The sequence below is a fragment of the Actinoplanes campanulatus genome, assembly GCF_014647795.1.
Lineage (GTDB): Bacteria > Actinomycetota > Actinomycetes > Mycobacteriales > Micromonosporaceae > Actinoplanes > Actinoplanes campanulatus.
On record NZ_BMPW01000027.1, the window covers coordinates 1 to 25924 of the forward strand.

General features: G+C 72.0%; 27 protein-coding genes and 1 riboswitch. Of the genes, 22 read left to right on the forward strand and 5 right to left on the reverse strand.

The window, feature by feature from the left end; genetic code table 11:
- The first annotated feature begins 211 nt into the window (after positions 1-211).
- From IEZ13_RS38860 to IEZ13_RS38890, 7 genes are all read left to right on the forward strand, one after another.
- Positions 212-775 carry a histidine phosphatase family protein gene (locus IEZ13_RS38860; protein WP_183226648.1) on the forward strand — a complete coding sequence of 188 codons (564 nt, stop codon included), beginning with the start codon at positions 212-214 and terminating at the stop codon, positions 773-775.
- 230 nt (positions 776-1005) lie between these two features.
- Positions 1006-3294: a primosomal protein N' gene (locus tag IEZ13_RS38865; RefSeq protein ID WP_183226647.1), complete on the forward strand. Its 2289-nt coding sequence runs from the start codon at positions 1006-1008 to the stop codon at positions 3292-3294.
- A 120-nt stretch (positions 3295-3414) separates the two neighbouring features.
- Positions 3415-3987, forward strand: a complete 573-nt coding sequence (gene def, locus IEZ13_RS38870) for a peptide deformylase (protein ID WP_183226646.1) — start codon at positions 3415-3417, stop codon at positions 3985-3987.
- Positions 3988-3991: 4 nt separating this feature from the next.
- The gene (gene fmt / locus IEZ13_RS38875) at positions 3992-4918 is read left to right on the forward strand and encodes a methionyl-tRNA formyltransferase (protein ID WP_183226645.1); all 927 of its coding nucleotides are present in this window, start codon (positions 3992-3994) and stop codon (positions 4916-4918) included.
- 55 nt (positions 4919-4973) lie between these two features.
- Positions 4974-6443, forward strand: coding sequence for an RsmB/NOP family class I SAM-dependent RNA methyltransferase (locus IEZ13_RS38880; protein WP_183226644.1), 1470 nt, complete (start codon positions 4974-4976; stop codon positions 6441-6443).
- 94 nt (positions 6444-6537) lie between these two features.
- Positions 6538-7215: a ribulose-phosphate 3-epimerase gene (rpe, locus tag IEZ13_RS38885; protein WP_183226643.1), complete on the forward strand. Its 678-nt coding sequence runs from the start codon at positions 6538-6540 to the stop codon at positions 7213-7215.
- Positions 7216-7260: 45 nt separating this feature from the next.
- Positions 7261-8265 carry a GGDEF domain-containing response regulator gene (locus tag IEZ13_RS38890; RefSeq protein WP_183226642.1) on the forward strand — a complete coding sequence of 335 codons (1005 nt, stop codon included), beginning with the start codon at positions 7261-7263 and terminating at the stop codon, positions 8263-8265.
- A gap of 4 nt (positions 8266-8269) precedes the next feature.
- On the opposite strand, the gene IEZ13_RS38895 is transcribed toward IEZ13_RS38890, so the two are convergent.
- Positions 8270-8929, reverse strand: coding sequence for a lysophospholipid acyltransferase family protein (locus IEZ13_RS38895; RefSeq protein ID WP_183226641.1), 660 nt, complete (start codon positions 8927-8929; stop codon positions 8270-8272).
- Positions 8926-9519 (reverse strand): TetR/AcrR family transcriptional regulator, encoded by a 594-nt coding sequence (locus tag IEZ13_RS38900; RefSeq protein WP_183226640.1) that lies wholly within the window; start codon positions 9517-9519, stop codon positions 8926-8928. Before IEZ13_RS38900 ends, IEZ13_RS38895 begins: the two co-directional genes overlap by 4 nt.
- 127 nt (positions 9520-9646) lie before the next feature.
- A riboswitch (FMN riboswitch) is annotated at positions 9647-9820 on the forward strand.
- A 131-nt stretch (positions 9821-9951) separates the two neighbouring features.
- On the opposite strand from IEZ13_RS38900, the gene ribD reads away from it, so the two are divergent.
- The 7 genes from ribD to IEZ13_RS38935 all read left to right on the forward strand — a co-directional run bounded on the left by ribD (position 9952) and on the right by IEZ13_RS38935 (position 18065).
- Positions 9952-11028 (forward strand): bifunctional diaminohydroxyphosphoribosylaminopyrimidine deaminase/5-amino-6-(5-phosphoribosylamino)uracil reductase RibD, encoded by a 1077-nt coding sequence (ribD, locus tag IEZ13_RS38905; RefSeq protein WP_183226639.1) that lies wholly within the window; start codon positions 9952-9954, stop codon positions 11026-11028.
- A 64-nt stretch (positions 11029-11092) separates the two neighbouring features.
- Positions 11093-11692: a riboflavin synthase gene (locus IEZ13_RS38910; protein ID WP_183226638.1), complete on the forward strand. Its 600-nt coding sequence runs from the start codon at positions 11093-11095 to the stop codon at positions 11690-11692.
- On the forward strand, positions 11685-12893 hold the full coding sequence (locus tag IEZ13_RS38915) for a bifunctional 3,4-dihydroxy-2-butanone-4-phosphate synthase/GTP cyclohydrolase II (RefSeq protein ID WP_183226637.1): 1209 nt from the start codon (positions 11685-11687) through the stop codon (positions 12891-12893). The genes IEZ13_RS38910 and IEZ13_RS38915 overlap by 8 nt, the downstream gene beginning before the upstream one ends.
- 47 nt (positions 12894-12940) lie before the next feature.
- Positions 12941-13417, forward strand: coding sequence for a 6,7-dimethyl-8-ribityllumazine synthase (gene ribH / locus IEZ13_RS38920; RefSeq protein ID WP_183226636.1), 477 nt, complete (start codon positions 12941-12943; stop codon positions 13415-13417).
- Between the two features lie 100 nt (positions 13418-13517).
- On the forward strand, positions 13518-15725 hold the full coding sequence (locus IEZ13_RS38925; RefSeq protein ID WP_183226635.1) for a glycosyltransferase: 2208 nt from the start codon (positions 13518-13520) through the stop codon (positions 15723-15725).
- A 5-nt stretch (positions 15726-15730) separates the two neighbouring features.
- Complete coding sequence (locus tag IEZ13_RS38930; protein WP_183226634.1) at positions 15731-16573, forward strand: hypothetical protein; 843 nt, start codon at positions 15731-15733, stop codon at positions 16571-16573.
- Entirely contained in the window at positions 16566-18065 is a 1500-nt protein-coding gene (locus IEZ13_RS38935) for a hypothetical protein (protein ID WP_183226633.1), read from the forward strand. The genes IEZ13_RS38930 and IEZ13_RS38935 overlap by 8 nt, the downstream gene beginning before the upstream one ends.
- On the opposite strand, the gene IEZ13_RS38940 is transcribed toward IEZ13_RS38935, so the two are convergent.
- From IEZ13_RS38940 to IEZ13_RS38950, 3 genes are read right to left on the reverse strand one after another with little or no spacing between them, the layout of a single operon-like run.
- On the reverse strand, positions 18043-18783 hold the full coding sequence (locus IEZ13_RS38940) for an amino acid ABC transporter ATP-binding protein (RefSeq protein ID WP_275408374.1): 741 nt from the start codon (positions 18781-18783) through the stop codon (positions 18043-18045). The genes IEZ13_RS38935 and IEZ13_RS38940 overlap by 23 nt on opposite strands.
- Positions 18783-19622 carry an amino acid ABC transporter permease gene (locus IEZ13_RS38945; protein WP_183226632.1) on the reverse strand — a complete coding sequence of 280 codons (840 nt, stop codon included), beginning with the start codon at positions 19620-19622 and terminating at the stop codon, positions 18783-18785. The genes IEZ13_RS38940 and IEZ13_RS38945 overlap by 1 nt, the downstream gene beginning before the upstream one ends.
- Positions 19619-20494, reverse strand: coding sequence for an ABC transporter substrate-binding protein (locus IEZ13_RS38950; RefSeq protein WP_183226631.1), 876 nt, complete (start codon positions 20492-20494; stop codon positions 19619-19621). The genes IEZ13_RS38945 and IEZ13_RS38950 overlap by 4 nt, the downstream gene beginning before the upstream one ends.
- Positions 20495-20577: 83 nt before the next feature.
- Here IEZ13_RS38950 and IEZ13_RS38955 point away from each other — a divergent pair, with 83 nt between their 5' ends.
- From IEZ13_RS38955 to IEZ13_RS38990, 8 genes are all read left to right on the forward strand, one after another.
- Positions 20578-20841, forward strand: a complete 264-nt coding sequence (locus IEZ13_RS38955; RefSeq protein ID WP_183226630.1) for a phosphoribosyl-ATP diphosphatase — start codon at positions 20578-20580, stop codon at positions 20839-20841.
- A gap of 41 nt (positions 20842-20882) precedes the next feature.
- Positions 20883-21725 carry an ATP phosphoribosyltransferase gene (hisG, locus tag IEZ13_RS38960; protein ID WP_183226629.1) on the forward strand — a complete coding sequence of 281 codons (843 nt, stop codon included), beginning with the start codon at positions 20883-20885 and terminating at the stop codon, positions 21723-21725.
- On the forward strand, positions 21725-22171 hold the full coding sequence (locus tag IEZ13_RS38965) for a PH domain-containing protein (RefSeq protein ID WP_183226628.1): 447 nt from the start codon (positions 21725-21727) through the stop codon (positions 22169-22171). Before hisG ends, IEZ13_RS38965 begins: the two co-directional genes overlap by 1 nt.
- Positions 22172-22497: 326 nt before the next feature.
- Positions 22498-23100: a translation initiation factor IF-3 gene (gene infC, locus IEZ13_RS38970; RefSeq protein ID WP_183226627.1), complete on the forward strand. Its 603-nt coding sequence runs from the start codon at positions 22498-22500 to the stop codon at positions 23098-23100.
- Positions 23101-23154: 54 nt separating this feature from the next.
- A complete protein-coding gene (gene rpmI, locus IEZ13_RS38975; RefSeq protein WP_043528306.1) occupies positions 23155-23349 on the forward strand; it encodes a 50S ribosomal protein L35 in 195 nt (64 codons plus the stop codon).
- 39 nt (positions 23350-23388) lie between these two features.
- Complete coding sequence (rplT, locus tag IEZ13_RS38980) at positions 23389-23781, forward strand: 50S ribosomal protein L20 (protein ID WP_183226626.1); 393 nt, start codon at positions 23389-23391, stop codon at positions 23779-23781.
- Positions 23782-23857: 76 nt separating this feature from the next.
- Positions 23858-24631 carry a TrmH family RNA methyltransferase gene (locus IEZ13_RS38985; protein WP_183226625.1) on the forward strand — a complete coding sequence of 258 codons (774 nt, stop codon included), beginning with the start codon at positions 23858-23860 and terminating at the stop codon, positions 24629-24631.
- Between the two features lie 230 nt (positions 24632-24861).
- Complete coding sequence (locus IEZ13_RS38990) at positions 24862-25923, forward strand: phenylalanine--tRNA ligase subunit alpha (RefSeq protein ID WP_183226624.1); 1062 nt, start codon at positions 24862-24864, stop codon at positions 25921-25923.
- The last annotated feature ends 1 nt before the right edge of the window (position 25924 follow it).

A 25924-nucleotide genomic window follows, 5' to 3' on the forward strand; every position in this document is an offset into this window, starting at 1 on the left:
TACGGCCACTTCGGCCGTGAACTGCCGGACCTGCGGTGGGAGAGCACCGACCGCGCCCAGGACCTGAAGAACGCCGCGTCCTGACCCGGTTTCATCGAACGGCGTCCTTCCCGTTTCGGGGAGGGCGCCGTTCTGCTTGATCCGCCGAGGCCTGTTTTGCGTGTTCGTTCGCATGAGAGTCATGGGTGGTTCTGGCGGCTACTCTTCCGTGATGACGGCCGTCAAGGGTGAGCGGGTCATCGTCGTCCGGCACGCGATGCCGGCGGTCGATCCGAACGTGCCTGCGGAGCAGTGGCAGCTGGCACAGGAGAGCCGGGTGGCGGCCCGCCTGATGCGGCTGCACGTGTGCCATCCGGCGTACTACGTGGCCAGCCCCGAGCCGAAAGCCGCGCAGACCATGCAGGAGATCGCCGGGGCGCAGCGGGTGGCCACCGACCCCGGCCTGGCCGAGGTGCACCGGCCGCACGTCTGGTTCACCGACGAGGGCTACCACTCGGCGGCGCTGGCCTACGCCCGCGGCGAGTGCCCCGACGGCTGGGAGCCGCGCGACCAGGTGATCGAGCGCTTCGACGCGGCCGTGGTCCGGCATGCGGCGGCCGCCGCCGAACAGAACCGGACACTCGTCATCGGCACCCACGGCCTCGCCCCGACCGTGTGGATGGCCAGCCGCTATCAGCTGGCGACCGATCCGGCCCGCTTCTGGGCGGATCTGCGCTTCCCGGACATCGTCGAGATCGACCTCCGGCATCAGACCGTCAGCTGCCTCACCCATTGACCTTTCTTCCGGTACGCCGGAGCCGGGCCCCGTGGGAGCCACCGTTGCGCCGTCCCTGTCGCGCCGCTTGGGTGGTCCCGCACGCCGGAGCCGCGCCGTCCCGGTCGCGCGGCTTGAGTGGTCCCGCACGCCCGGAGCCGCGCCGTCCCTGTCGTGCCGCTTGAGTGGTTCCGCACGCCGGGCCCGGCGACGGCCGGAAGTGTCAGGGGGTCCGGGCAGAATGGTCGGCGATGGGGACCAGGGGAGTGCGTGCCGATCGGGAGCCGGCTGAGCGGCTGCCGATCGCACGGGTGTGCGTCGACATGCCGCTGGCGCATCTCGACCGCCCGTTCGACTACCTGGTCTCCGCGGCCGACGACGAGGCGGCCCAGCCCGGTGTGCGGGTCAAGGTCCGCTTCGCCGGGCAGCTGGTGAGCGGCTTCCTGCTGGGCCGGGCCGAGTCCTCGGACCACGACGGCAAGCTGGCCTACCTGGAGAAGGTGGTGTCCCCCGAGCGGGTGCTCGACCCGGAGATCGCCCGGCTGGCCCGCGCGGTGGCCGATCGTTACGCGGGCAATCTGGCTGATGTCCTCCGGCTCGCGGTGCCACCCCGCCACGCCCGGGTGGAGAGCCAGTCGGCGCCCTCCCGAACCCCGGCGACGCCTGCTGCGCCCGCCGCGCCGGCCTCGTCTCCGTCCGCCCCGCCTTCGCCGGCCTCACCCGCTTCCCCCGTTCCTGTGCCGGGTTCGTCGTCGGAGGCGGAAGCTGTGGCCGGTCCGGCCGCCGCGGTTGAGGCTGAGGTGGGAGTTGTGGCCGGTCCGGCGGCCGCGGTTGAGGCTGAGGTGGGAGTTGTGGCCGGTCCGCCTGCCGCGGCTGAGGTGGAGGCGGGCGATGACGCGCCGTCCGGGCGGGGGCCGGCCGCGGACGAGAGCGCGCCGGAGCGGGCCGCGGAGATTCCGGCGCGGGGGTGGGCCGGGATTCGGGAGCCCGTGGCGGGCGGGTGGGATGCGTATCCGGCCGGACCGGCCTATCTGCGGGCGCTGACGGACCGGCGGCCCGCGCGGGCGGTCTGGTCGGCGCTGCCGGGGGAGGACTGGGCGCAACGCATCGCGGAGGCGGCCGCGGCGACGGTCCGTGGCGGGCGCGGCGTGGTGATCGTCGTCGCCGACGCGCGTGACCTGGAGCGGACCGACCGGGCGCTGCTCGCGGTGCTGGGCGAGGGACGGCACGTCGCGCTGAACGCGGCGCTCGGGCCCGCCGAGCGGTACAGGCGGTTCCTCGCCGCCGGCCGTCATCAGGTGCCGGTGGTGGTGGGCACCCGCGCCGCGATGTGGGCGCCGGTGCCCGACCTGGGGCTCGTGGTCATCTGGGACGACGGGGACGATCTGCACGCCGAGCCGCGTGCGCCCTACCCGCACGCGCGGGACGTGCTGCTCACCCGGGCGCGGCTGGCGGACTGTGCGGCGCTGGTGGCGGGCTTCGCGCGTACCGGTGAAGGGCAGTTGCTGCTGGAGACCGGCTGGGCGCGGGAGATCGCCGCCGAGCGGATGACGCTGCGGCGCCGCTCGCCGATCATCTCGCCGACCGGCGACGACCCGCAGTTGGCCCGGGACCCGGGGGCGGTGACCGCCCGGCTGCCGAGCCTGGCCTGGCAGGCGGCCCGGCAGGCGTTGCAGGCGGGCGCCCCGGTGCTGGTGCAGGTCCCCCGCCGTGGCTATCTGCCCTCGGTGGCGTGTGCCGAGTGCCGCACCCCGGCGCGCTGCCCGAAGTGTTCCGGGCCGCTGGGCCTGCAGGGGGCGCGGGACGTCCCGGTCTGTCACTGGTGCGCGCGGGCGGCCGCGGCGTTCCGCTGTCCGGCCTGCGGCGAGCAGCGGCTGCGCGCCTCGGTGATCGGGGCCCGGCGGACCGCCGAGGAGCTGGGGCGGGCGTTCGCCGGGGTCCCGGTGCGGACCTCCGGGCGGGACGAGGTGCTGGACACGGTTCCCGCCGCGCCGGCTCTGGTGGTGGCCACCCCGGGGGCCGAGCCGGTGGCCGAGGGCGGCTTCGGCGCCGTACTGCTGCTGGACACCTGGGCGCTGCTCAGCCGGGCCGATCTGCGCGCCGCCGAGGAGACCATGCGCCGCTGGCTGAACGCGGCGGCGCTGGCCCGGTCCGCCCCGGACGGCGGCCGGGTCGTGGTGGTGGCGGACGGGGCGCTCGCCCCGGTGCAGGCGCTGCTGCGCTGGGATCCCGGCTGGTTCGCGGCCCGTGAGCTCGCCGAGCGCCGCGACCTGGGCTTCCCACCGGCCGCGCGGATGGCGAGCGTGACCGGCCAGGCGGCCGCGGTGGCCGAGCTGCTGTCGCTGGCCCGGCTGCCGGAGGAGACCGAGATCCTGGGCCCGGTCCCGGCGCCCGAGGAGCAGGAACGGATGCTGCTGCGGGTGTCCCGCTCGCGAGCCGCCGACCTGGCGCACGCCCTGCACGAGGCGGCCGGGGTGCGCAGCGCCCGCAAGGCCGCCCTCCCGGTTCGCATCCAGGTGGACCCGGCCGACCTCTTCTGACCCCGGCGAGCCACCGATGGTCTCCAGGGCGCGAACGCGGGCCGCTGTCACGCGCGGCGTTGCGCGCGTCACTCCGTAGACTGGGCAGGTGCTGCCCACCAGAGTCAGGAGTCTCCGCGCGTGACCGTCCAGCCCATCCGTCTCTTCGGTGATCCGGTGCTGCGCACCCCGGCCGATGCCGTCGTCGACTTCGACAAGGAACTGCGCAATCTGGTGAAGGACCTGATCGAGACCATGCGGGACGAGGGCGGCGCCGGTCTGGCCGCCCCGCAGCTCGGTGTCGGTCTGCGCGTGTTCAGCTTCGACGTGGACGACGTGGTCGGGCACATCGTCAACCCGGTGCTCTCCTTCCCCGACGAGGAGGAGCAGGACGGCCCGGAGGGTTGCCTGTCCATCCCGGGGATCTACATCGACACCAAACGCCGGCAGAACGTGGTGGCCAACGGCTTCAACGAGTTCGGCGACCCGGTCCAGCTGGTCGGCACCGGCCTGATGTCCCGTTGCGTGCAGCACGAGACCGACCATCTGGACGGCGTGCTCTTCCTGGACCGGCTCGACGCCACGGCCCGCAAGGAGGCGATGAAGCAGATCCGCTCCGCGGAGTGGTACGACGCCGCCAAGCCCCCCACGGTCAAGGACAGCCCGCACGGCCGGGGCGTCTTCGGGTCCGGCCTGTTCAGCCCGGGCAGGTGAGCCGATGCGCCTGATCTTCGCCGGCACCCCGGCCGTGGCGGTGCCCAGCCTGGACGCGATCGCCGCCTCCGGGCACGAGCTGCTCGCCGTGGTGACCCGCCCGGACGCGCCGGCCGGCCGGGGCCGCCGCCTGGTCCGTTCGCCCGCCGCCGCGTGGGCCGACGAGCGCGGCATCGAGGTGCTCACCCCGGAGCGGCCGCGGGACCCGGAGTTCCAGGAGCGGCTGCGCGGGCTCGCGCCGGACTGTGTGCCCGTGGTGGCGTACGGGGCACTGGTCCCGCCAACCGCTCTGGAGATCCCGAAGCACGGCTGGGTGAACCTGCACTTCTCGCTGCTGCCCGCCTGGCGTGGCGCGGCCCCCGTGCAGCACTCCGTCCTGCACGGCGACGAGGTGACCGGCGCCAGCGTGTTCGAGCTGGAGGCCGGGCTGGACACCGGCCCGGTCTACGGCACGCTGACCGAGCAGATCCGGTTCAACGACACCTCCGGCGCGCTGCTGGAGCGGCTGGCCGTGGAGGGCGCCGGGCTGCTGGTCGCGGTGCTCGACGCCATCGAGGCGGGCACCGCCCGGGCGCACCCGCAACCGCACGACGGGGTGTCGCTCGCCCCGAAGCTGACCGTCGAGGACGCCCGGGTCCGCTGGACCGACCCGGCGTTCGCGGTGGACCGCCGGATCCGGGCGTGCACCCCGGCCCCGGGCGCCTGGACCACGCTGCGCGACGAGCGGCTCAAGCTGGGCCCGGTGCGCCCGGTGGCGAACGCGCCCGCGCTGCGACCGGGCGAGCTGCTGGTGGAGCGCAAGCAGGTGCTGGCCGGTACGGCCACGACGCCCGTGCAACTCGGTGAGGTGCGCGCGGCTGGAAAGAAGGCGATGTCGGCGACCGACTGGGCGCGCGGCATGCGAATCGAAGCAGGGGAACAACTGGCGTGATCGACTGCACCGCAGCGACGCAAGGGCCAGGAGAGCACGCCGAAGGAGAAACAGCGTGACGGAGCACAGGGCGTCCCGCCCGCACGGCGGACGACCGAGCCGGCCGAGCGGTCCCGGCCATTCACGGGACGACCGAAGCGGCCGGGCACCGCGCGCCGGCCGGCCGCCGGCGGATCCGGCCCGGCAGGCGGCGTACGAGGCGGTCGCCGCCGTCCACCGCGACGACGCGTACGCGAACCTGGTCCTCGCCGACATCCTGAACGGCATGGGCCTGCACGGGCGGGACGCGGCGTTCGCGACCGAGCTGACTTACGGCACCCTGCGCGCCCTCGGCACCCTCGACCTGATCATCGCGGCGGCCGCCGAGCGGGAGGTGGCCCGGATCGACCCGCCCGCGCGGGACGCGCTGCGCCTGGGCGTCTACCAGGTGCTCTACACCCGGGTGCCGCCGCACGCCGCGGTCAACCAGACCGTCGACCTGGTCCGCTCGGTGGCGCCCGGCGCGACCGGGTTCGCCAACGCGGTGATGCGCACGGTCACCGAGACCCCGCTGGAGGGCTGGCTGGAGCGGGTCGCCCCGTCGTACGAGGACGATCCGATCGGCAACCTGTCGGTCATCCACCACCACCCACAGTGGATCATCCGGTCGTTCGCCGAGGCGCTCGGCGGCGATCTGGAGGAGACCGCCCGGCTGCTCATCGAGGACAACCAGCCGCCGGCCGTGCACCTGTGCGCCCGTCCGGGGCGGGCCGACGCGGTGGACCTCGCCGACGAGGTGGACGGGGTGCCGGGCGCCTTCTCGCCGTACGCCGTCTATCTGAACGGAGGCGCGCCGCGCGACCTGGCCGCCATCCGCGATGGTCGCGCCCACGTCCAGGACGAGGGTTCGCAGCTGGTGGCCGCCGCGCTGCTGGCCGCGCCGATCGAGGGCCAGGACACCCGCTGGCTCGACCTGTGCGCCGGGCCGGGCGGCAAGACCGGCCTGATCGGGGCGATCGCGGCCGGGCGGGGCGCCGAGGTGACCGCGGTCGAGGTGGCCGAGCACCGGGCCCGTCTGGTGGACATCGCCACCGAGGGCATGCCGGTGACGGTGCTGCCGATGGACGGCCGGTCCGTCGGCCGTGATCCGGATCTGCCGGAGGAGTCGTTCGACCGGGTGCTGGTGGACGCGCCGTGCACCGGGCTGGGTTCGCTGCGGCGGCGGCCGGAGTCGCGCTGGCGGCGTCAGCCGTCCGACCTGCCGACGCTCACCCGGCTCCAGCGGGAGCTGCTGGTGGCGGCGCTGCGGGCGGTCCGCCCGGGCGGTGTGGTGGCGTACGTGACGTGTTCCCCGCACATGGTGGAGACCCAGGTGACGGTGAGCGAGGGGGCCCGGCGCAGCGGCGTCGAGGTCGACTTCGTGGACGCCCGTCCGCTGCTGCCGCCGGGGATGCCGGGGCTGGGCTCGGGCCCGACCGTGCAGCTGTGGCCGCACCGGCACGGGACGGACGCCATGTTCCTGGCGGTTCTTCGCCGGACCAGTTGACGGCGGGTCCTGTCCCGCGGGACAGGACCCGGGCCGGGCCGGTGATCGGCCCGGCCCGCACCCGGTGGCGGGCGCAGGTCATAGACTTCGTGCCGTGGAACGATCGCCCATCATCGCGCCGAGCATCCTCGCCTCCGACTTCTCCCGCCTCGGGCAGGAGGTGCACGCCATCGAGGGAGCGGCCGACTGGGTGCACGTGGATGTCATGGACAACCACTTCGTGCCGAACCTCACGATCGGCCTGCCGGTGGTGCAGAGCCTGCGTAAGGCGACGACCATCCCGTTCGACGTGCACCTGATGATCGCCGACCCGCAGCGCTGGGCGCCGGGGTATGCGGAGGCGGGCGCCTACAACGTGACCTTCCACGCCGAGGCGTGCGACGACCCGGTGGCGCTGGCGAAGACGCTGCGGGCGGCGGGCGCCAAGGCCGGGCTGGCCATCGACCGGGACACTCCGGTGGAGCCGTATCTGGAGTTGCTGCCGTACCTCGACACCATCCTGATCATGACGATCAAGGCGGGTTTCGGCGGTCAGGCGTTCATGCCGGAGATGCTGGACAAGGTCCGGGACGTGCGCCGCCGGGCCGAGGTCAACGACCTGGAGATCCGGATCGAGGTGGACGGCGGCATCGCGGCCGACACCATCGAGCAGGCCGCCGAGGCCGGCGCGGACGCCTTCGTGGCGGGCACCGCGGTCTACGGCGCCGCCGACCCGGCCGAGGCGATCCGGAAACTGCGCGGTCTGGCCGCGGGCCGGATGGGGCTGGCGTGATCGGCCGCCTGTGGCCAGAATGCAACGCATGGCAGGAAGGGTTTGATGAGCACGGCTGAGTCGCGACTCCCCGAGAGCCCCGACCCGGAGCTCGACCCGGAGGAGGGTCCCGACCTGATCCTGGTCGTCGACGACGACCAGGACATCGCCAGCTTCGTCGAGTTCAACCTCAAGGTGCACGGTTTCGAGGTGATCCGGGCCCGGGACGGGCAGGAGGCGCTCGAGCTGCTGGAGCAGCACCGGCCGGCGCTGGCCGTGGTGGACTGGATGATGCCGCGGATGGACGGCGTCGAGCTGATCCGGCACATGCGCGCCGAGCCGCTCACCTCGGCTACTCCGGTGATCATGCTGACGGCCAAGAGCATGACCGTGGACAAGGTCTTCGGGCTCACCACGGGCGCCGACGACTACCTGGTGAAACCGTTCGACACGGCCGAGCTGCTCGCCCGGGTGACCACCACGTTGCGGCGCAACAAGGATGCCCGGGAGGTGTCGCCGCTGACCGGCCTGCCCGGCAACGCGCGGGTGCGCCGGGAGATCGGCGACCGGATGCGCAGTGGTGGCGACTACTCGGTCGGTTACATCGACGTCGACCGGTTCAAGAGCGTCAACGACGTGTACGGGTTCGACCGTGGCGACGAGTTCATCATCGCCCTGGCCCGCAGCCTGCAACGGGCCAGCGCGCAGACCGGCAAGCCGTCGATCTTCCTGGGCCACATCGGCGGTGACGACTTCGTCTTCATCTGCCATCCGGACCAGGTGCTGCCGCTCACCCAGCGGACGGTGACCGACTTCGAGGCCGCCGCCGACCGGCTGTACGAGCCGGAGGACGCCCGGCGCGGCTACATCGAGGTGCCCGACCGGCGGGGCAACAAGCAGAAGGCCGCGCTGGTCACGCTCTCCATCGGGGTGGCCCAGGCGACCAACGACGGCCGCCGGTTCACCGACCCGAGGGTGGTGATCGGGGTCGCCTCGGAGATGAAGAAGGTGGCGAAGTCCCAGCCGGGGTCGTACGTGGCGATCGACCGCCGGCGCAGCGAGGCGGAGTGACGGGTCAGCGGGCGTAGGCGGGCACGTACTCCTGGCCGGTCAGCGCCTGGATGCGGCGGATCACCTCGTCGGTGTGGGCCCGGAAGTCGCGGGGACCGGTGGCGAGCCCGGCCACCGGCAGGGCGGGGCCGAAGGTGATCGTGATCGGGACGGGCCGGGGGAGCCGGGAGCCGGTCGGCCGGATGCGGTCGGTGCCGGTGATACCGACCGGGATGATCGGCACACCCGCCTGGACGGCGAGCCGGACCGCGCCGGTGCGGCCCCGGTAGAGACGGCCGTCCGGCGAGCGGGTGCCCTCGGGGAAGACGGTGACCAGGCCGCCGGAGCGCAGCACCGGTACGGCGGAGGCGAAGGCGTCCAGCACCGCCCGCCCGCCGGCCCGCTCGACCGGGATGGCGCCCATGCCGGACACCACCCGCCGGTTCAGTCCGCCGCGCAGGCCGGGGGTGTTGAAATACTCCGCCTTGGCCCAGAACGTGATGTGCCGCGGTGTGCTGATGCCCAGGAAGATCTGGTCGGCGATGGCCAGGTGGTTGGGGCAGAGGATGGCGCCGCTGTCCCGGGGCAGGTGCTCCAGCCCGGTGACGGTGGGCCGCCACACGGTCCGGGCGAGGGCGCCGAGGGTGCCCTTCGTCAGCGCGTACAGCGGCGGGGTGCGGGTCATGCCGGGTCATCTCCCGAGTCGGGGCCCAGGTGGGCGGTGAGGATGGCGTCGAGGAACGGGGCCGGGTCGGAGGCGCCGGTGGCCAGTTGGAGGCTGCCCCAGTTGCGTAGCTCGGCCATGCCGTGCAGGGCCGCCCAGAGCACGCCGGCGGTGACCTCGGGCCGCTGGCCGGCGCCCGGCCGGGCCTCCGCGACCAGGCCGGTGAGCAGCCGGAACAGCGGCAGGCCGGCCTCGCGCAGCCCGAGGTAGCCGCTCTGGAGCAGGTCGTGCCGGAACATCAGCTCGAACATGCCGCGCCGAGTCGAGGCGAAGCCGGTGTACGCCCGGGACAGCGCGAGGATGCGGGCGCGCGGCTCGGGCGGGGCCGCGGTGAGGGCGGTGTCGATCTCGGCGGCCAGGGCGGTGAAGCCGGCCCGGGCGATCGCGGAGAGCAGCGAGAGGTGGGTCGGGAAGTAGCGCCGGGGGGCGCCGTGCGACACGCCGGCCCGCCGGGCGATCTCCCGCAGCGACAGGGCGGTGTGTCCCTCGGCCTGCAACAGCTCGACGCCGACCTCCACGAGCCGGGCGCGGAGTCCCTGGTCCAGGTCCATAGACACTGTCTACCAAGGCGGGTAGACAGTGTCTATCCCGGTTCCGGGGTGAGCGCCGCGATGTGAGGTAGGTCGCGGGGGAGGTGGCAAAATCTCGTCATCGTGCAAGACTCGGGGTTGACCCACCACGCGCTGGCGGGACTCGGTGAAATTCCGAACCGGCGGTGATCCGGCACACTCGTGCCGGTAAGCCCGCGACCCGGCTGCCCGCACCACGGCAGCCGGTGGACCTGGTGAGACTCCAGGGCCGACGGTTGATCGGCGAAAGCTGGTCAGACAGTCCGGATGGGAGACAGCGCGCGGAATCGGACGGTCGTGCCCTTGTCGGCGCGATGCGGCCGGGGTGCGCGAAGCGTACCCTCGCTGTCCGATTCTTGTCGTTTTCTCCCACTCTTCTCGGCGCGTGACCGTTCCGCGTGAGAGGACCCGGAGATGGTGACCGAGGACGAGGCGATGTGCCGCGCTGTCGCGCTGGCCGCCCGGGGCCTCGGAACCACCAGCCCGAACCCGGTGGTCGGCTGCCTCCTGCTCGGCCCGGACGGCGACGTGGTGGGCGAGGGCTTCCACGCGTACGCCGGCGGCCCGCACGCGGAGATCGTGGCGCTGGCGCAGGCCGGGGAGCGGGCCCGGGGCGGCACCTGCGTGGTGACGCTCGAGCCGTGCAACCACACCGGGCGGACCGGGCCGTGCTCCGAGGCGCTGATCAGCGCCGGGGTGCGCCGGGTGGTCATCGCGGTCGACGATCCGACGCCGGTGGCGGCGGGCGGCGCGGCGACCCTGCGGGCGGCCGGCATCGAGGTGGTCACCGGGGTGCGGCGGGCCGAGGCGGAGAAGGGCAACGTCGCCTGGCTGACCGCGGTGCGCCGGAGCCGGCCCTACGTGACCTGGAAGTACGCGGCGACCCTGGACGGGCGCTCGGCCGCGGCGGACGGCACCAGCCAGTGGATCTCCTCGGCCGAGTCCCGGGCCGACGTGCACGTGCTGCGCGGCACCGTGGACGCGATCGTCGCCGGCGTCGGGACGGTGCTGGCCGACGACCCCCAGTTGACCGTCCGTGACCTGCGGGACGGCACCCTCGCCATCAAGCAGCCGCTGCGTGTGGTCGTCGACTCCGCCGGGCGTACCCCGGAGAACGCCCGGGTGCGTGACGCGGCCGCACCCACCTGGATCGTCACGACGGCCGCGGTCGGCGCCGGGCCGGACGGCCGCGTCGACCTGTCCGCGCTGCTCGCCGGGCTGTATGCGAAGGGCGTCCGCAACGTGCTGCTGGAGGGCGGGCCCACACTCGCCGGTGCTTTTCTCGGCGCCGGACTGGTCGATCGGGTCATCGGATACGTCGCGCCGAAGCTGCTCGGGGCGGGCCGGACCGCCCTGGTCGACGCCGGCGTCGGAACCATCGCCGACGCCGTCGAGCTGGACATCACCGACATCACGCCGATCGGTGGCGATCTGCGTTTCATAGCGACCCTGCGTCCCAAGCCTTCCGACCACCCAGCCCTCCACCCGTGAATCGGACTGAAAGCCTGCCGCCCACCCCGCCCACCACCCGTAAATCGGAAAGAAGGCTTCACTGATGTTCACCGGAATCGTGGAAGAGCTGGGCGAGGTCGTGCGCCTCACCGAGGGCAGCGAGGACTCGGCGGTCATCGCCGTCCGGGGCCCGCTGGTCACCTCGGATGCGCGGCACGGCGACTCGATCTCGGTGAACGGCTGTTGTCTGACCGTGATCGACAACGTCGACGGGGTGTTCACCGCGGATGTGATGGGCGAGACGCTGCGGCGGACCTCACTGGGCGCCCTCCGGACGGGCAGCAACGTGAACCTGGAGCGGGCCGCCGCCCTGGGCAGCCGCCTCGGCGGCCACCTGGTGCAGGGGCACGTGGACGGGGTGGCGCGGATCATCGCCCGCGAGCCCGCCGACCAGTGGGAGGTGGTGCGTTTCTCGCTGCCGCCCGAGCTGGCGAAATACGTGGTGGAGAAGGGGTCGATCACCGTGGACGGGGTTTCGCTCACCGTCATGGCGGTCGACGGGGACAGCTTCGCGATCGGGATGATCCCGGCCACGTCGAAGCTGACCGTGCTGGGCAGCAAGGCCATCGGCGATCCGGTCAACCTCGAGGTCGACGTGATCGCCAAGTACGTCGAGAAGATGCTGGGGAGCCGCAATGTTTGAGAGCATCGAGCGCGCCATCGCCGACATAGCGGCCGGTAAAGCGGTCATCGTGGTAGACGACGAGGACCGGGAGAACGAGGGAGACCTGATCTTCGCGGCCGAGCACGCGACGCCGGAGCTGGTCGCCTTCATGGTCCGCTACACGTCCGGGTACATCTGCGTGCCCCTCCCGGAGGAGGAGGCCGACCGGCTCGACCTGCCGCCGATGTTCCACACGAACCAGGACAAGCGCGGTACCGCGTACGCGGTCACCGTGGACGCCAAGCACGGCGTGAGCACCGGCATCTCGGCCGCCGACCGGGCGCGGACCATCCAGCTGCTCGCCTCGGCCGAGACCGAGCCGGGCGACCTGTCCCGGCCCGGCCACATCGTGCCGCTGCGGGCGAAGCCGGGCGGCGTGCTGCGCCGCCCCGGCCACACCGAGGCCTCCATCGACCTGGCGGTGCTCGCCGGCTGCCGGCCGGCCGGGGTGCTCTGCGAGATGGTCAACGACGACGGCACCATGCAGCGCCGCCCGGACCTGGAGAAGTTCGCGGCCGAGCACGACCTGGCGCTGATCTCGATCGAGGAGCTCGTCGCCTACCTGCGGCACCGTCAGGGCAGCCAGGTGGAGCGGGTGGTGGAGACGGTCCTGCCGACCGAGCACGGGGTCTTCACGGCGGTCGGCTACCGCACCGAGGCCGACCAGGGCGAGCACGTGGCGCTGGTCTACGGCGACCTGGCCGACGGCGAGGACGTGCTGGTCCGGGTGCACTCCGAGTGCCTCACCGGGGACGTCTTCGGCTCCCGGCGCTGCGACTGCGGCCCGCAGCTGGACGCCGCGCTGGAGCGGGTGGCCGCGGCCGGGCGCGGGGTGGTGCTCTACATGCGCGGTCACGAGGGCCGCGGCATCGGCCTGCTGCACAAGTTGCAGGCGTACCAACTGCAGGACCGCGGTCTCGACACGGTCGACGCCAACCTGGAGCTGGGGCTGCCGGCCGACGCCCGCGACTACGGCACCGGCGCGCAGATCCTCGCGGATCTCGGCATCCGATCGATGCGGCTGCTCACCAACAACCCCGCCAAGAGAGCAGGCCTCGAGGGGTACGGTCTGCGCGTCACCGGGCGGGAGGAGTTGCCCGTCCGGCTGCACCCGGAGAACGTCCGGTACCTGCGTACCAAGCGGGACCGGATGGGCCACCTCTTCGAAGCACTAGGCTGAGAACCGCCCCGATTCGGGTGATGGTGCAATGAAAAAGGAGGATATATATGGCCGGCTTCGGTGATCCACACCTGCACACCGTCGACGCTGCCGGGCTCCGGCTCGGCATCGTCGGTTCCCGGTGGCACGACGACCTGGTCGGTCACATGATCCGCCGGGCGCAGGCCGCCGCCGAGGCGTGCGGCGTCACGGAGGTGATCACCGCCCGGGTGGCCGGGTCGGTGGAGCTGCCGGTGGTGGCGCAGGCACTGGCCCGCCGGGTCGACGCGGTGGTCGCCCTGGGTGTGGTGATCAAGGGCGAGACCCAGCACTTCGAGTACGTGTGTGACGCGGTGACCACCGGCCTGACCCGGGTGGCGCTGGACGAGGAGACTCCGGTGGCGCACGGCGTGCTGACCGTGCACAGCCTGGGCCAGGCCCGCGACCGGGCCGGCCTGGAGGACTCGATCGAGGACAAGGGCTGGCAGAGCACGGTGGCGGTGCTCGACGCCGCACTCACGATCCGTGAGGTCTCCAAGCAATAGAGCGTCTTCACCCTGAGGACACCCTCCGTTCTCGGAATAGGTGCCCGGCGCCGGGATGCTTCCCCGGTCCGCAGCCCTATTCCGAGACTGGTGCCCCACGGTGTTCCCACGGCTCAGCATCGTCGTGCCGTACTACGACGTCGAGCGCTACCTGGCCGCGTGCCTCGACTCGCTGGCCCGGCAGACCTTCCGGGACTTCGAGGTCGTCCTGGTCGACGACGGCTCACGGGACGGCAGCGCCGAGATCGCCCGGGCATTCTGCGCCGCGGACCCGCGGTTCCGGTTGGTCACCAGTGCGAACCAGGGCCTCGGTCCGGCCCGCAACCTGGGTGTCGAGCACGCTCAGGGCGAGTACCTGACGTTCGTCGACAGCGACGACCTGGTGCCGCGGCACGCCTACGAGATGCTGATCCGGTCACTGGACCGCACCTCCTCGTCGCTGGCCGGCGGCAACGCCCGGCGGTTCAACAACACCGCCGGGGTACGCCAGTCGTACGTGCACCGGTTCGCCTTCGCCGCCGACCGGCCCGCCACCCACGTGCTCGAGTTCCCCGGGCTGGCCATCGACCGGATGGTGTGGAACAAGGTCTACCGGCGGCGCTTCTGGGACCAGTTCGCGTACCGGTTCCCGGCGATCCGCTACGAGGACTACCCGGTCACGCTCAAGGCCCACCTCGACGCGGTCACCGTCGACTGTCTGGCCGCGCCCACCTACTACTGGCGTGAGCGGGAGTCCGGCGAGTCCATCACCCAGCAGAAGTTCGTGTTCGGCAACCTCGAGGACCGGGTCGTCTCGGCCGAGATGGTGCTGGACATGGTGGACCGTCGCGCGCCCGAACTGCGCCCCGAGGTGCACCACCATCTGGCCCAGATCGACCTCACCACGGTGGTGCAGGCGTTCGCCGCGGCCGCCGAGCACGAGGTGCCGGCCCTGCTCGGGCTGGGCCGGCGGCTCACCGGACGGCTCGACGAACAGGTGCTGGAGCGGGTCCCGGCGTTCCAGCGGCTGGAGTACTACGCGTTGCGGTCGGGCGACGTCGAGCTGCTCCAGCGCCTGGCCCGGTTCCGCGCCGACGGCGGCCTGGCGGCCGGGGTCCGCGCCGACCGGCACCCGATCCTGCCCTGGCGGTACCGCAGCGCCTACCCGGGCTCGCGGGACGCCACCGGCGTGCCGGCCGACGTCTACCGGCTGGCGCGCAAGGAGCTGGAGCTGCGGGCCGCCGCCACCCACCTGGAATGGGCCGACGACGCGCTCGTGCTGCGCGGCACGGCGGAGATCCTGCACATGCCGGCGGACGACGACGCGACGCTGCGGATGACGCTGCTCGCCGGCCTGCGGGCCACCCCGCTGCGAGTTCGGCGGATCCCGGTTCCGGGCGGTGGCGAACGGGTCACCGGCTTCGAGACGCGGGTGCCGCGCAGCGTGCTCGCCGCCATCCCCCGGCAGCGTGGCTCGGTGCGCCTGATGGCCACCATGCGCAGCGGCCCGGTCCGCCGCCGGAGCCTGCTCGGGCTGCAGACGCTCTACCCGGTCGGGGCCCGGATCGGCGACGCCTGGTTTCAGCCGGCCCGCGCCCCCGACGGCCGCATGCAGTTGCGGCGCATCGCCGGTGAGGCAGAGCTGACCGGCGCCGTGGCGGACGGCGACGCGCTGGTGCTGAGCGGGCGGCTGCCGTCCGGCACGGCGGCCCGGGAGCTGGTGCTGTCGCGGGCGGCCCGGGACGTGCGGGTGCCGCTGGAGGCCGGCCCGGACGGCACGTTCACCGCCCGGATCCCGGTGCGTGCGGTTGTCGACGCCACCAGCCCGGACGACCCGTTCCTCGGCCGCACCCTGCTGATCCCCAAGATCGGCGACTCGCTGCTGCTGATCACCGGCCTCTCCGGGGCGGTGAGCGTGCCCTACGGCGACCGGGTGCTCAGCATCGCCCGCTCGCCCGGGCAGTACCTGAACCTGGTCGAGGCGCCGTCCACGGTGAGCGCCTCCGCGATCACCGTGGACGGCGACGTGATCACCGTCTCCGGCCCGCGCTGGGACGGTGTCGACTACCGGCGGATCGTGTGGCGGCGGTTTCAGCCGAACTCCGACGACGCCGTGGACGCCCCCTGCGCCATGACGCTCGACCCGGGCCGCTGGGCGGCGCGCCTGGACACCGCGGCCCTGGAACCGGCGGACGAGGCCGACTGGACGCTCTTCGCCGGGGACTACGCGGTGCAGGCCGAGACGTTCGCCCTCACCAGCCTGCCCCGGCGCCTGGCCGGTCACCTCCTCTACACCCGGGCCGGCACCCTGCACCTGGAGACGAGCTGATCGGCATGCATCACCACAACCACTACTACGGTCAGACCCACATCCTGGCCCGGTACTGCGGCCTGGACGACGAGCACCCGCCGCGGATCCGGGGCTACCTCCAGCACGGGTGGAACGTCGGCTGCGGCTGGAACCCGGTGCACGAGTTCTTCGACGGGGCGTGGCGATACACCTGGACGGACGCCAACCGGCGGCGGGGGCACGCGCTCGGGCGGCGGAACTACCACGTGGTCGGCGCGCCGTTCCTCTACCTCATGGAGCTGGAGCCGGACCTCGGCGTGGTGCCGGAGCAGGAGCGCCGCGGAACGCTGTGGTTCCTCTTCCACGGCTGGGAGGGCGGCGGCAAGGGCGGCCGGATCGAGGGCGACCACGCCCGGCTCATCTCCGAGATCAAGGAGACCGAGACCGAGCCGGTCACGATCAGCCTCTACTACACCGAGTTCGAACGGGCCGAGGTGCGCCGAGCGTACGAAAAAGCCGGTTTTGAAGTGATCTGTTTCGGCAAGCGTGGGTGGAACTACGAGGGCACCGACCGGCGGTTCCTCTACAAGCAACTGGAGACGTTCCGGCGGTTCAAGCGGGTCGCCGCCAACCGGCTCAGCACGGCGGTCTTCTTCGGTGTCGCGGCCGGCTGCGAGCCCGCGGTGTACGGCGACGCGATGGAGCTGGAGGGCGACAACCCGGTCTTCGGCGGGCAGGCCCGGATCGCCCGGCTCTGGCCGGAGATGCTCGGCAAGGACGTCGACCTGGCCGCCGCCCGTGCCACCACCGACGTCGAACTGGGCCGGGCCCACCTCATGCGGGCGGCCGAGATGCGCATGCTCTTCGATTGGAACCCCCGTGACTGAGACCGAACTGCCGCCCGTCGTCCGTGGCGAGCTCCAGCCGTGGACCGATGAGAACCCGGCCGGCGGGCCGGCGCTCACCGCACTGCTGGCCGACCTGTTGCCGGTCCGGATCGGCCGGGCGCTGGTCGCCGGGCCGCACGACGCGGGCGTGCTGGACCTCCTGGCCCGGCGCAGCGCCGACCTGACCGTGCTGGTCCGGTCGGTCAGCGACGCCGCCGCTCTGCGGGACCGGGGCGCCGTCGTCAACGGCGCGCTCGACGGTCTGGCCGCCGAGAACCCCGCCCGGTACGACGTGATCATCGCGGCCGACGGACTGGACCGGCTGCTCGGACCGGACTCGCCGGCGCTGAACTGGACGGAACGGGCGGATCTGCTGCGCGGGCTGGCCGCGCCGGGAGCGCTGGTCGTCATCGCGGTGGAGAACGAGTTCTCGATCACCGGGCTGCTCGACCGGCGGCCGGCCCACGAGCGGCACGGGGACGACGAGTGGCGGCCGCTGCACGACGACCCGCGGCGGCCCACCTCGCCGGCACAGATCGAGGCGGTGTTCGGCCCGGTGACTCACCGGTACGCCCGGTTCGCGGCGCACACCCTGCTGGATTCGGGTGCTCTGCGGCGTACCAGACCCGGTTTTCCTGGAGCGCGTCTCGCAATGGCCGGAATCGCGGCAGAGGCCTCGGCGACGCCGCTCCTCGCGCCGGTGACCGATGCCGCCGAAGCCGCGGCACGCGCCGGAATGCTCGACGCGGTCGCGCCCGGATGGCTGGTGGTCCTCGGCCCGGCCGGACCGGCGCACACCGCCTACACCGGCTCCCTGACCGCGGACCTGGGCGCGGACGGCTGGCGGATCGGCGACCGGGCCGTGCCGGACGCCGAGAACGCGGAGACCGTGCTGTTCCGGCTGGCCGCGGCCGAGGACGTGCCGGGCTTCCGGGCCTGCGCCGCGAAGCTCGGCGAACTCGGTGGCGGCGCGTTCCTCGACGAGATCCACGACTTCGTGGCCGTGCCGACCGGACCGGAGATCCCGCTCGCGGCCGCCTGGTTCCGCTTCCGGGACCGGCTGGTCGGCGGGCACCGGCGGCATCCGTGGCCGCCGTGGATGGCCGACGGCGACGACCTGGTGAAGACCTGGCTCGCGATGTCCGGCGTCGAGCCGACGGCGGAGATCCTCGAAGCGGGCCGGGCGCTCGCCGGCCCGGCGGAGGACAAGACCGACCTGCGTGGCGCCCTGGCCGGTGCGGCCGCCGCCGAGCAGACGATCAAGGAGCAGGCCGGGCACATCTTCGGCCTGGAGCGGACCATGCGCTTCCGTGACCAGCAGTTGCGCACCCGGGAGCAGCAGTTGCGCACCCTGCGCGACGAGTTGCGCCGGCTCAAGAGCGGGCGGGCGGTCCGGGCCGTGTCGTTCGTCGGGCGGGTGACCCGGCTGCGCGACCCGAAACGCCTCGCCAGCGCGGTCAAGCGGCGGGCTAAAGCCTTCCTGCTTCGATGATCCGGGCCAGGAACTGGCGGGTCCGCGGTTCGACGGGGTCGCCCAGCACCTGCTCGGGCGGTCCCTGTTCGAGGACGCGGCCGCCGTCCAGGAACGCCACCCGGTCTGCCACCTGCTTGGCGAAACCCATCTCGTGGGTGGCCAGCACCATGGTCATGCCGTCGCTCTTCAGCTCACGGATCATGGTGAGCACCTCGCCCACCAGCTCCGGGTCGAGCGCCGAGGTGACCTCGTCGAGCAGCAGCAGGCGCGGGCTGTTCACCAGGGCCCGGACGATGGCGGCCCGCTGCTGCTGGCCGCCGGAGAGCCGGTCCGGGTAGGCGCCCGCCTTCTCCGCCAGCCCGACCCGGTCCAGCCACTGCATCGCTTGCGCCCGCGCCTGGTCCGAAGACCTCCGGTGTACGCGGACCGGCGCGAGCATGATGTTCTCCAGCACCGTCATGTGCGGGAACAGGTTGTACGACTGGAAGACCAGGCCGATCCGCCGCCGGACCAGGTCCGGGTCGGCCCGCGGGTCGGTGATCTCCTCGCCGTCCAGGTGGATCGTGCCGTCGTCGACCTCGGTGAGCAGATTGACGCAGCGCAGCAGGGTGGACTTGCCCGAGCCGGAGGCGCCGATCAGGGCCACCACCTCGTGCTCGGCCACGTCCAGGCTGAGGTCGTCGAGGATGACGTGGTCGCCGAAGACCTTCCGGACCTTGTCGATGGCCAGCAGCATCAGGACCCCGCGTTCTGACGGCGGGCCGCCCGCAGCGTCACCCAGTCGGTGACCGCGATCAACGGCAGGGCGAGTAGGACGAACAGGACACCGGCCACCACGTACGGGGTGAAGTCGGCGGACTGGGCCACTCCGATCTGGGCGGCCCGGATGGCGTCGACCGGGCCGGCCAGCGAGATGAGGCCGACGTCCTTCTGGAGCGCCACGGTGTCGTTGAGCAGCGGCGGCGCCACCCGGCGGACCGCCTGCGGCAGCACCACGTGGCGCATCGCCTGGCGGTAGCTCAGCCCCAGCGAGCGGGCGGCCGCGATCTGGCTCGGGTGCACCGACTCGATGCCGGCCCGGAACACCTCGGCCAGGTAGGCGCCGTACGTCACGGTGATCGCCGCGGCGCCCAGCCACAGCACGTCCGGTGTGCCCTGCAGCCGCAGCCCGGGGATGCCGAACGCGAACAGGTAGATCACGATGATCAGGGGCAGGCCGCGGAGCGAGTACGTGTAGGTGGTGGCCATCGCGCGCACCGGGAAGAAGACCGGGCCCCGCAGCGTGCGCAGCACCGCGATGAGCAGGCCCAGCACCATGGCCAGGGTGGCGCAGATCACCAGCAGCTTCACGTTGAGCCAGAGTCCCTGGAGGATCTCCGGAAGGTACTCGACGGCGGTCTCCGGGTCGAAGAACGACTCCTTGACCCGCTCCCAGCCGGGCGCCCCGGTGATGCCCACCGTGAGCACCGTGCCGACGACGGCCGTCGAGGCGGCGGCCAGCAGAACGGAACGGACCGCCCGTCCGCGACGGTAGGCGATCCGTTCCTGTTGCCGGGTGCTCGGCGTGCGGCTCACTGGAGTTCGGGGGCTCCGGTGCTGCCGGCGAGCCACGTCTTCTCCAGTACGGCGAGGGTGCCGTCCTGGCGCAGCTGGTCGACCGCCCTGCTGACGCAGCCGGTCAGCGGGGAGCCCTTGTCCAGCACGATGCCGAACTGCTCGGGCACGCCGACCTGGGGCAGCTGGCCGACGATGACGCCGTCCTCCAGCTCGGCGGCGGTCATGTAGAACGCGGTCGGCAGGTCCACCACGATGCCGTCGACGGTGCCGTTCTCCAGCGCCTTCTTGGCGTCGTCGTTGTTGTTGAACACGGCCGGGCCGGCGGTCGGCTTGATCACGTCGGTGATCGCCTGGTAGCTGGTCGTGCCGACCTGGGCGCCGAGCTCGGCGTCCTTGAGGTCGGCCAGCGACTTCGCTCCGGCGATCTTGGACTTCCTGGTGGTGATCACGGTCTGCCGGACCAGGTAGTACGGCGACGAGAAGTCCACCGCGGCCCGGCGCTCGTCGGTGATCGAGAACTGGTTGACGTCGATGTCGAACGCCTTGGGGCCGGGCGCGATCGCGTTGTTGAACGTGACGCCGGTCCAGACGACGTCGGACTTCTGGTAGCCGAGCCGCTCGGCCACCTGGTAGGCGACGGCCGACTCGTACCCCTTGCCGTTGTCCGGCTTGTTCTCGCTGAACCACGGCTCGTAGGCCGGGTTGTCGGTGCCGACGGTGAGCTTGCCGGCGGTCTTGGTGGCGAGGGAGGCGGGGGCGCAGGGCTCGACGGCCGCGGAGGGGGAGGTGGCGGTGGCGGAGTCGTTCTCCTCCACGGGGGAGCAGGCCGTCACGGCGGCGAGCAGCAACGCTGCGCCACCCAGGGCCACGGGGGTGTGTCGGCTGAGCATGACGGGAGCCTAGCGCCGGAAGACGTCCCATGTGCTGGGGCCGTTCGTCGTCAAGACGTGATGAGCTGCCACAATCGCTACTCGTGAAGACGTTCGAAGAACTGTTTGCCGAGTTGCAACGCAAGGCGGCGGACAAGACACCCGGTTCGGGCACCGTCGAGGCGCTCGAACGCGGAGTCCACTTCATCGGCAAGAAGGTCGTCGAGGAGGCGGCCGAGTCGTGGATGGCCGCCGAGCACGAGGGGCCGGAACGCGCTGCCGAGGAGATCTCCCAGCTGCTCTACCAGGCCCAGGTCCTGATGATCGCCTCCGGACTGGAGCTCGAGGACGTCTACCGACATCTGTGACACGTGTCGCCGACCCGTTCACTGATCGAAGGAGCACGTCCATGCTGCGCATCGCCATTCCGAACAAGGGCACCCTCTCCGCGCCGGCGTCACAGATGTTGCGGGACGCCGGGTACCGCCAGCGCACCGACCCCAAAGACCTGATCTGCCGTGACGAAGCCAACAACGTCGAGTTCTTCTACCTGAGGCCGAAGGACATCGCGACGTACGTCGGCTCGGGTGATCTGGATCTCGGCATCACCGGCCGGGACCTGCTGGTCGACTCCGGTGTTCCGGCGGCCGAGCTGCTCGACCTGAACTTCGGCCGGGCCACGTTCCGCTGGGCCGCCCCGGCCGGGACGCTGACCGACGTCGGCCAGATCGGTGGCCGCCGCATCGCCACCGCCTATCCCGGGGTGGTCGGCCGCTACCTGGACGAGCACGAGCTCAAGGCGGACGTGGTGCGCCTCGACGGCGCGGTCGAGAACGCGGTGCGGCTCGGCGTCGCCGACCTGATCGCCGACGTCGTGGAGACCGGCGCCACGCTGCGCCAGGCCGGCCTGGTCACGCTCGGCGAGCCGATCATGAAGTCGTCGGCCATCCTCATCGGACGCGAGGAGCAGGTGCCCAACGGCGCCGCCCAGCTGCTGCGGCGCCTGCACGGTGTGCTTGTCGCGCGCAACTTCGTGATGCTGGCGTACGACGTCCGCGCCGACCTGCTCGACCAGGCGATCAGCCTGACCCCGGGGATCGAGTCCCCGACCGTGTCGCCGCTGCACCGGGAGGGCTGGGTCGCGGTCGAGGCCATGGTCCAGCGCAGTGACGTGCACCGGGTCATGGACGAGCTGTACGAACTGGGCGCCCGGGCGATCCTCGTCACCGACATCGCGAACTGCAGGCTCTGATGACAGCCGTCCTTTACCGCCCCAAGAAGATCCGCTGGGTGGCCGTACCGTTGGCCGTGGGTCTGATGCTCTTCTTCACGGTGATCAGCTTCGGGCTGACCGGCTCGGCCGGCTTCCAGAACTCGAACGCCAGCTTCCAGCGCGGTGACCAGATCGCCATGATCGGGCTGGGGGTGCTGCTCGGCCTGGGCGTCCTGGCGTTCTGCCGGCCGCGGGTCACCGCCGACGACGAGGGTGTGCACGTGCGCAACGTGATCGGCGGTTACGACCTGCCGTGGACCGTGGTGCGTGCCGTCCGGTTCGACCGGAACTCGGCGTGGGCCCACCTGGAGCTGGAGAACGACGAGCAGGTGCCGGTGCACGCGTTGCAGGCCGTCGACAAGGACTACGCGGTCGACGGGGTGCGCACCCTGCGGGCTCTTCATTCCGCCTCTCACGAGGCCTGATAGGATTGCGGGCAGTCGACCACGCCCTTGCTTGTTCAGGGGCGCGAAAGAGGAGCCCGCTGGTTCCCACCCGAGTCACATCAGTGGCCGGGTCCGGTCTCCCTGGCAGGGGTTGATCCCTGCTGGGTGCGCGTCCTCTTTTGGGCGCCGATGACCGGTCGAGCGGGCCCCGGCCTGCGCTCTTTCGAGATCGCAGGCGGGGCCTTCTGCTTTCCCGGCGTCCCGCGGCCAGCGGGACACTCGGGGCCGACCGACATTGGCAGCACCCGGCCCACCCGGCCGGGTGAGGTATCAACTGAGGAGGCCCCATCAGCGTCGAACCACGCGTGAACGAACAGATCCGGGCTCGTGAGGTCCGCCTGGTCGGTCCGGAGGGTGAGCAGGTCGGCATCGTGCCGCTCGAGCGTGCTCTCCAGCTGGCCGCGGATGTCGATCTGGATCTGGTCGAGGTTGCTCCGATGGCGCGGCCGCCGGTGTGCAAGCTCATGGACTTCGGCAAGTTCAAGTACGAGAGCGCACTCAAGGCCCGCGAAGCGCGGCGCAACCAGCAGCAGACCGTCATCAAGGAAATGAAGCTGCGGCCGAAGATCGACCCGCACGACTACGAGACCAAAAAGGGTCACGTGGTGCGGTTCCTCAAGGCGGGCGACAAGGTCAAGGTGACGATCATGTTCCGTGGTCGTGAGCAGAGCCGCCCCGAGCTGGGCTTCCGGCTTCTCCGCCGGCTCAGCGAGGAGATCTCGGAGCTGGGCTTCGTGGAGGCCAGCCCGAAGCAGGACGGCCGTAACATGATCATGGTGCTGGCCCCGCACAGGGCCACCAAGGCCGCCGCCGTTGCTGCCACCGCGGCGGGCGCCAAGCCCGGCCGTGAGCCGCGCGAGGATGAGGGCGCTGCGCCGGCCGCTCCTGCTGAGACCACCGTCGAATAACAGCTTTTTCCCTCAACCCCCCGGTTGCGGGGAAAGATCAGAAAGAGGCGTCAAGTGCCGAAGATGAAGAGCCACACCGGCATGGGTAAGCGGGTGAAGGTCACCGGCAAGGGCAAGATCGTGCGCGAGCAGGCCGGCAAGCGTCACCTGCTGGAGCACAAGAGCTCCCACGTCACCCGCCGGATGACCGGAACGGTCGTTGTGGCCAAGGCCGACACCGCGCGAGTGAAGAAGCTTCTGGGCCGCTGACGCGCGCCTGACCCGTACCCCTGTAAGGAGTAACTGAGAATGGCACGCGTCAAGCGGGCGGTAAACGCCCAGAAGAAGCGCCGCACCCTGCTCGAGACCGCGAGCGGCTACCGCGGTCAGCGCTCCCGCCTGTACCGCAAGGCCAAGGAGCAGGTGCTGCACTCGATGCAGTACTCGTACCGTGACCGCCGTGACCGCAAGGGCGACTTCCGTCAGCTGTGGATCACCCGTATCAACGCGGCGGCCCGGTCGAACGGCATGACCTACAACCGCCTGATCCAGGGCCTCAAGCTGGCCGAGGTCGAGGTCGACCGCAAGATCCTGGCCGACCTCGCGGTGAACGACGCGGCTGCCTTCGCGGCCATCGTCGAGATCGCTCGCGCGGCCGTCGCGGCCGAGGGCACCGGCGGCGCCGCCGCGCAGGCTGCCTGAGAATTCGCGTAGCACGTTTCTGGGACGCCCCCCTCACTTTGATGGGGGGCGTCTCCATTTCTGTAGGTCGGAGCGGATGTTCACACCTCGTACCCCCAGGATCGTCGCGGCCCGGCGTCTGCAGCGCCGTAAGGATCGCGATCAGAGCGGCCGGTTCCTGGCCGAAGGCCCGCAGGCCGTGCGTGAGGCGCTGGCCGCGGGGGCGGTGATCGAACTGTTCGGGACGCCGGCCGCGCTGGACCGGTACGCCGACCTCGCCGCGCAGGCCCCGGAGCTGTCGCCGGTCACCGACGACGCCCTGGCGGCGCTCGCCGAGACCGTCCACCCGCAGGGCCTGGTCGCCGTCTGCGAGCAGCCGGACGTGCCGATCGGCGAGGCCCTCGCCAAGAACCCCCGGCTGGTCGCGGTGGTCGCCGAGATCCGGGACCCCGGCAACGCCGGGACCGTGCTGCGCACGGCGGATGCCGCGGGCGCCGGGGCGGTCGTCTTCGCCGGCGACGCCGTCGACCCCTACAACGGCAAATGTGTACGGTCGTCGGCCGGCTCGCTGTTCCACGTCGACGTCGTCCGGTCCCCGCTGAGCGTCGTGGACCTGCTCCAGGACAGCGGCCTCCAGGTGCTCGCCACCAGCGGCACCGGCGAGGACGACGTGGACTCCCTGCTCGACGGCGGTCAGCTCGCCCTTCCGACGGCCTGGCTGTTCGGCTCCGAGGCGCACGGGCTGCCCGCCTCCGTGCTGAGCGCGGCCGACCGGCGTGTGCGGGTGCCCATCTATGGCGGCGCCGAAAGCCTCAACCTGGCCGCGGCCGCCGCCGTCTGCCTATATGCCTCGGCCCGCGCGCAGCGCTGAGGGTATGCTGGGCGGCATGTCAGGTCCTCGGCTTTCGTTTATCCGGCCCGCTGGTCGCGGGCGCCGGATCTGACATTTCTGCGCGCACTCCCTGACCGGCGGGCCGCGGCCCAGCCGTGCCTCCGTAGACTGTGCCAACTGTGTCGCCCCTTCGCGGCCCGCGCTGCGCTCGGTGCACTCAGTCCCGACTTGCCACGTGGCAAATCCGGTATTAGGGAGCTCGCCCGATCATGTCCTACCGCAACGATCCGTACGATCCGAAGCAGGCCGCCCTGCTCGATCCCGCGTCGCTCGAAGCCGCGGTGGCGGAGGCCGAAAAGGCGTTCGCCACCGCCGCCGACCTCGACGCGCTGCACGCTCTGAAGCCGGCCCACCTGGGCGACCGCTCGCCCGTGTCGCTCGCCCGCCGGGAGATCGGCTCGCTGCCGCCGGCCGCGAAGTCCGACGCCGGCAAGCGCGTCAACATCGCCCGGCAGGCCGTGCAGGCCGCCTACGACGCGCGCCAGGCCGAGCTGGAAGCCGATCGCGCCGCCCGGGTGCTGGTCGAGGAACGCGTCGACGTCACCCTGCCGTGGACCCGCCGCCCGCGCGGCGCCCGGCACCCGCTGACCACGCTCATGGAGCACATGGGCGACATCTTCGTCGGCATGGGCTACGACATCGTCGACGGTCCCCAGCTCGAGCTGGAGTGGGCCAACTTCGACGCGCTCAACATCGGCCCGGACAACCCGGTCCGCGGCGCCTCCGACACCTTCTTCGTCGACCTGCCCGGCCTGGTCATGCGGACCCACACGTCGCCCGGCCAGGTGCGCACCATGCTGGACCGGCAGCCGCCGATCTACGTGGTCAGCCCCGGCCGCGTCTACCGGACCGACGAGCTGGACGCCACGCACAGCCCGGTGTTCCACCAGATCGAGGGCCTGGTCATCGACGAGGGCATCACCATGGCCCACCTGCGGGGCACGCTCGACCACTTCGCCAAGGCGATGTTCGGCCCGGACGCGAAGACCCGCTGGCGGCCGCACTACTTCCCGTTCACCGAGCCGTCCGCCGAGTTCGACGTGTGGTTCGCCGAGCACCGGGACGGGCCGCGCTGGGTCGAGTGGGGTGGCTGCGGCATGGTCAACCCGCGGGTCCTCACCGCCTGCGGCATCGACCCGGCGGTCTACTCGGGTTTCGCGTTCGGCATGGGTGTCGAGCGGACCCTGATGTTCCGCAACGGCGTCTCCGACATGCGGGACATGGTCGAGGGCGACGTGCGGTTCACCACGAACTTCGGAATGGAGTCCTGAA

Bases quoted from the DNA above. Each gene is read 5' to 3' on its own strand.
- IEZ13_RS38990 (WP_183226624.1), top strand. From the start codon at position 24,862: ATGTCCTACCGCAACGATCCGTACGATCCGAAGCAGGCCGCCCTGCTC.
- rplT (WP_183226626.1), top strand. From the start codon at position 23,389: ATGGCACGCGTCAAGCGGGCGGTAAACGCCCAGAAGAAGCGCCGCACC.
- IEZ13_RS38895 (WP_183226641.1), bottom strand. From the start codon at position 8,929: ATGACCCGCACCCCGCCGCTGTACGCGCTGACGAAGGGCACCCTCGGC.
- IEZ13_RS38950 (WP_183226631.1), bottom strand. From the start codon at position 20,494: ATGCTCAGCCGACACACCCCCGTGGCCCTGGGTGGCGCAGCGTTGCTG.
- IEZ13_RS38940 (WP_275408374.1), bottom strand. From the start codon at position 18,783: ATGCTGCTGGCCATCGACAAGGTCCGGAAGGTCTTCGGCGACCACGTC.
- hisG (WP_183226629.1), top strand. From the start codon at position 20,883: ATGCTGCGCATCGCCATTCCGAACAAGGGCACCCTCTCCGCGCCGGCG.
- IEZ13_RS38965 (WP_183226628.1), top strand. From the start codon at position 21,725: ATGACAGCCGTCCTTTACCGCCCCAAGAAGATCCGCTGGGTGGCCGTA.
- IEZ13_RS38915 (WP_183226637.1), top strand. From the start codon at position 11,685: ATGTTTGAGAGCATCGAGCGCGCCATCGCCGACATAGCGGCCGGTAAA.
- IEZ13_RS38900 (WP_183226640.1), bottom strand. From the start codon at position 9,519: ATGGACCTGGACCAGGGACTCCGCGCCCGGCTCGTGGAGGTCGGCGTC.
- IEZ13_RS38860 (WP_183226648.1), top strand. From the start codon at position 212: ATGACGGCCGTCAAGGGTGAGCGGGTCATCGTCGTCCGGCACGCGATG.
- fmt (WP_183226645.1), top strand. From the start codon at position 3,992: ATGCGCCTGATCTTCGCCGGCACCCCGGCCGTGGCGGTGCCCAGCCTG.
- IEZ13_RS38865 (WP_183226647.1), top strand. From the start codon at position 1,006: ATGGGGACCAGGGGAGTGCGTGCCGATCGGGAGCCGGCTGAGCGGCTG.
- IEZ13_RS38930 (WP_183226634.1), top strand. From the start codon at position 15,731: ATGCATCACCACAACCACTACTACGGTCAGACCCACATCCTGGCCCGG.
- IEZ13_RS38985 (WP_183226625.1), top strand. From the start codon at position 23,858: ATGTTCACACCTCGTACCCCCAGGATCGTCGCGGCCCGGCGTCTGCAG.
- ribH (WP_183226636.1), top strand. From the start codon at position 12,941: ATGGCCGGCTTCGGTGATCCACACCTGCACACCGTCGACGCTGCCGGG.
- IEZ13_RS38890 (WP_183226642.1), top strand. From the start codon at position 7,261: ATGAGCACGGCTGAGTCGCGACTCCCCGAGAGCCCCGACCCGGAGCTC.
- IEZ13_RS38910 (WP_183226638.1), top strand. From the start codon at position 11,093: ATGTTCACCGGAATCGTGGAAGAGCTGGGCGAGGTCGTGCGCCTCACC.
- ribD (WP_183226639.1), top strand. From the start codon at position 9,952: ATGGTGACCGAGGACGAGGCGATGTGCCGCGCTGTCGCGCTGGCCGCC.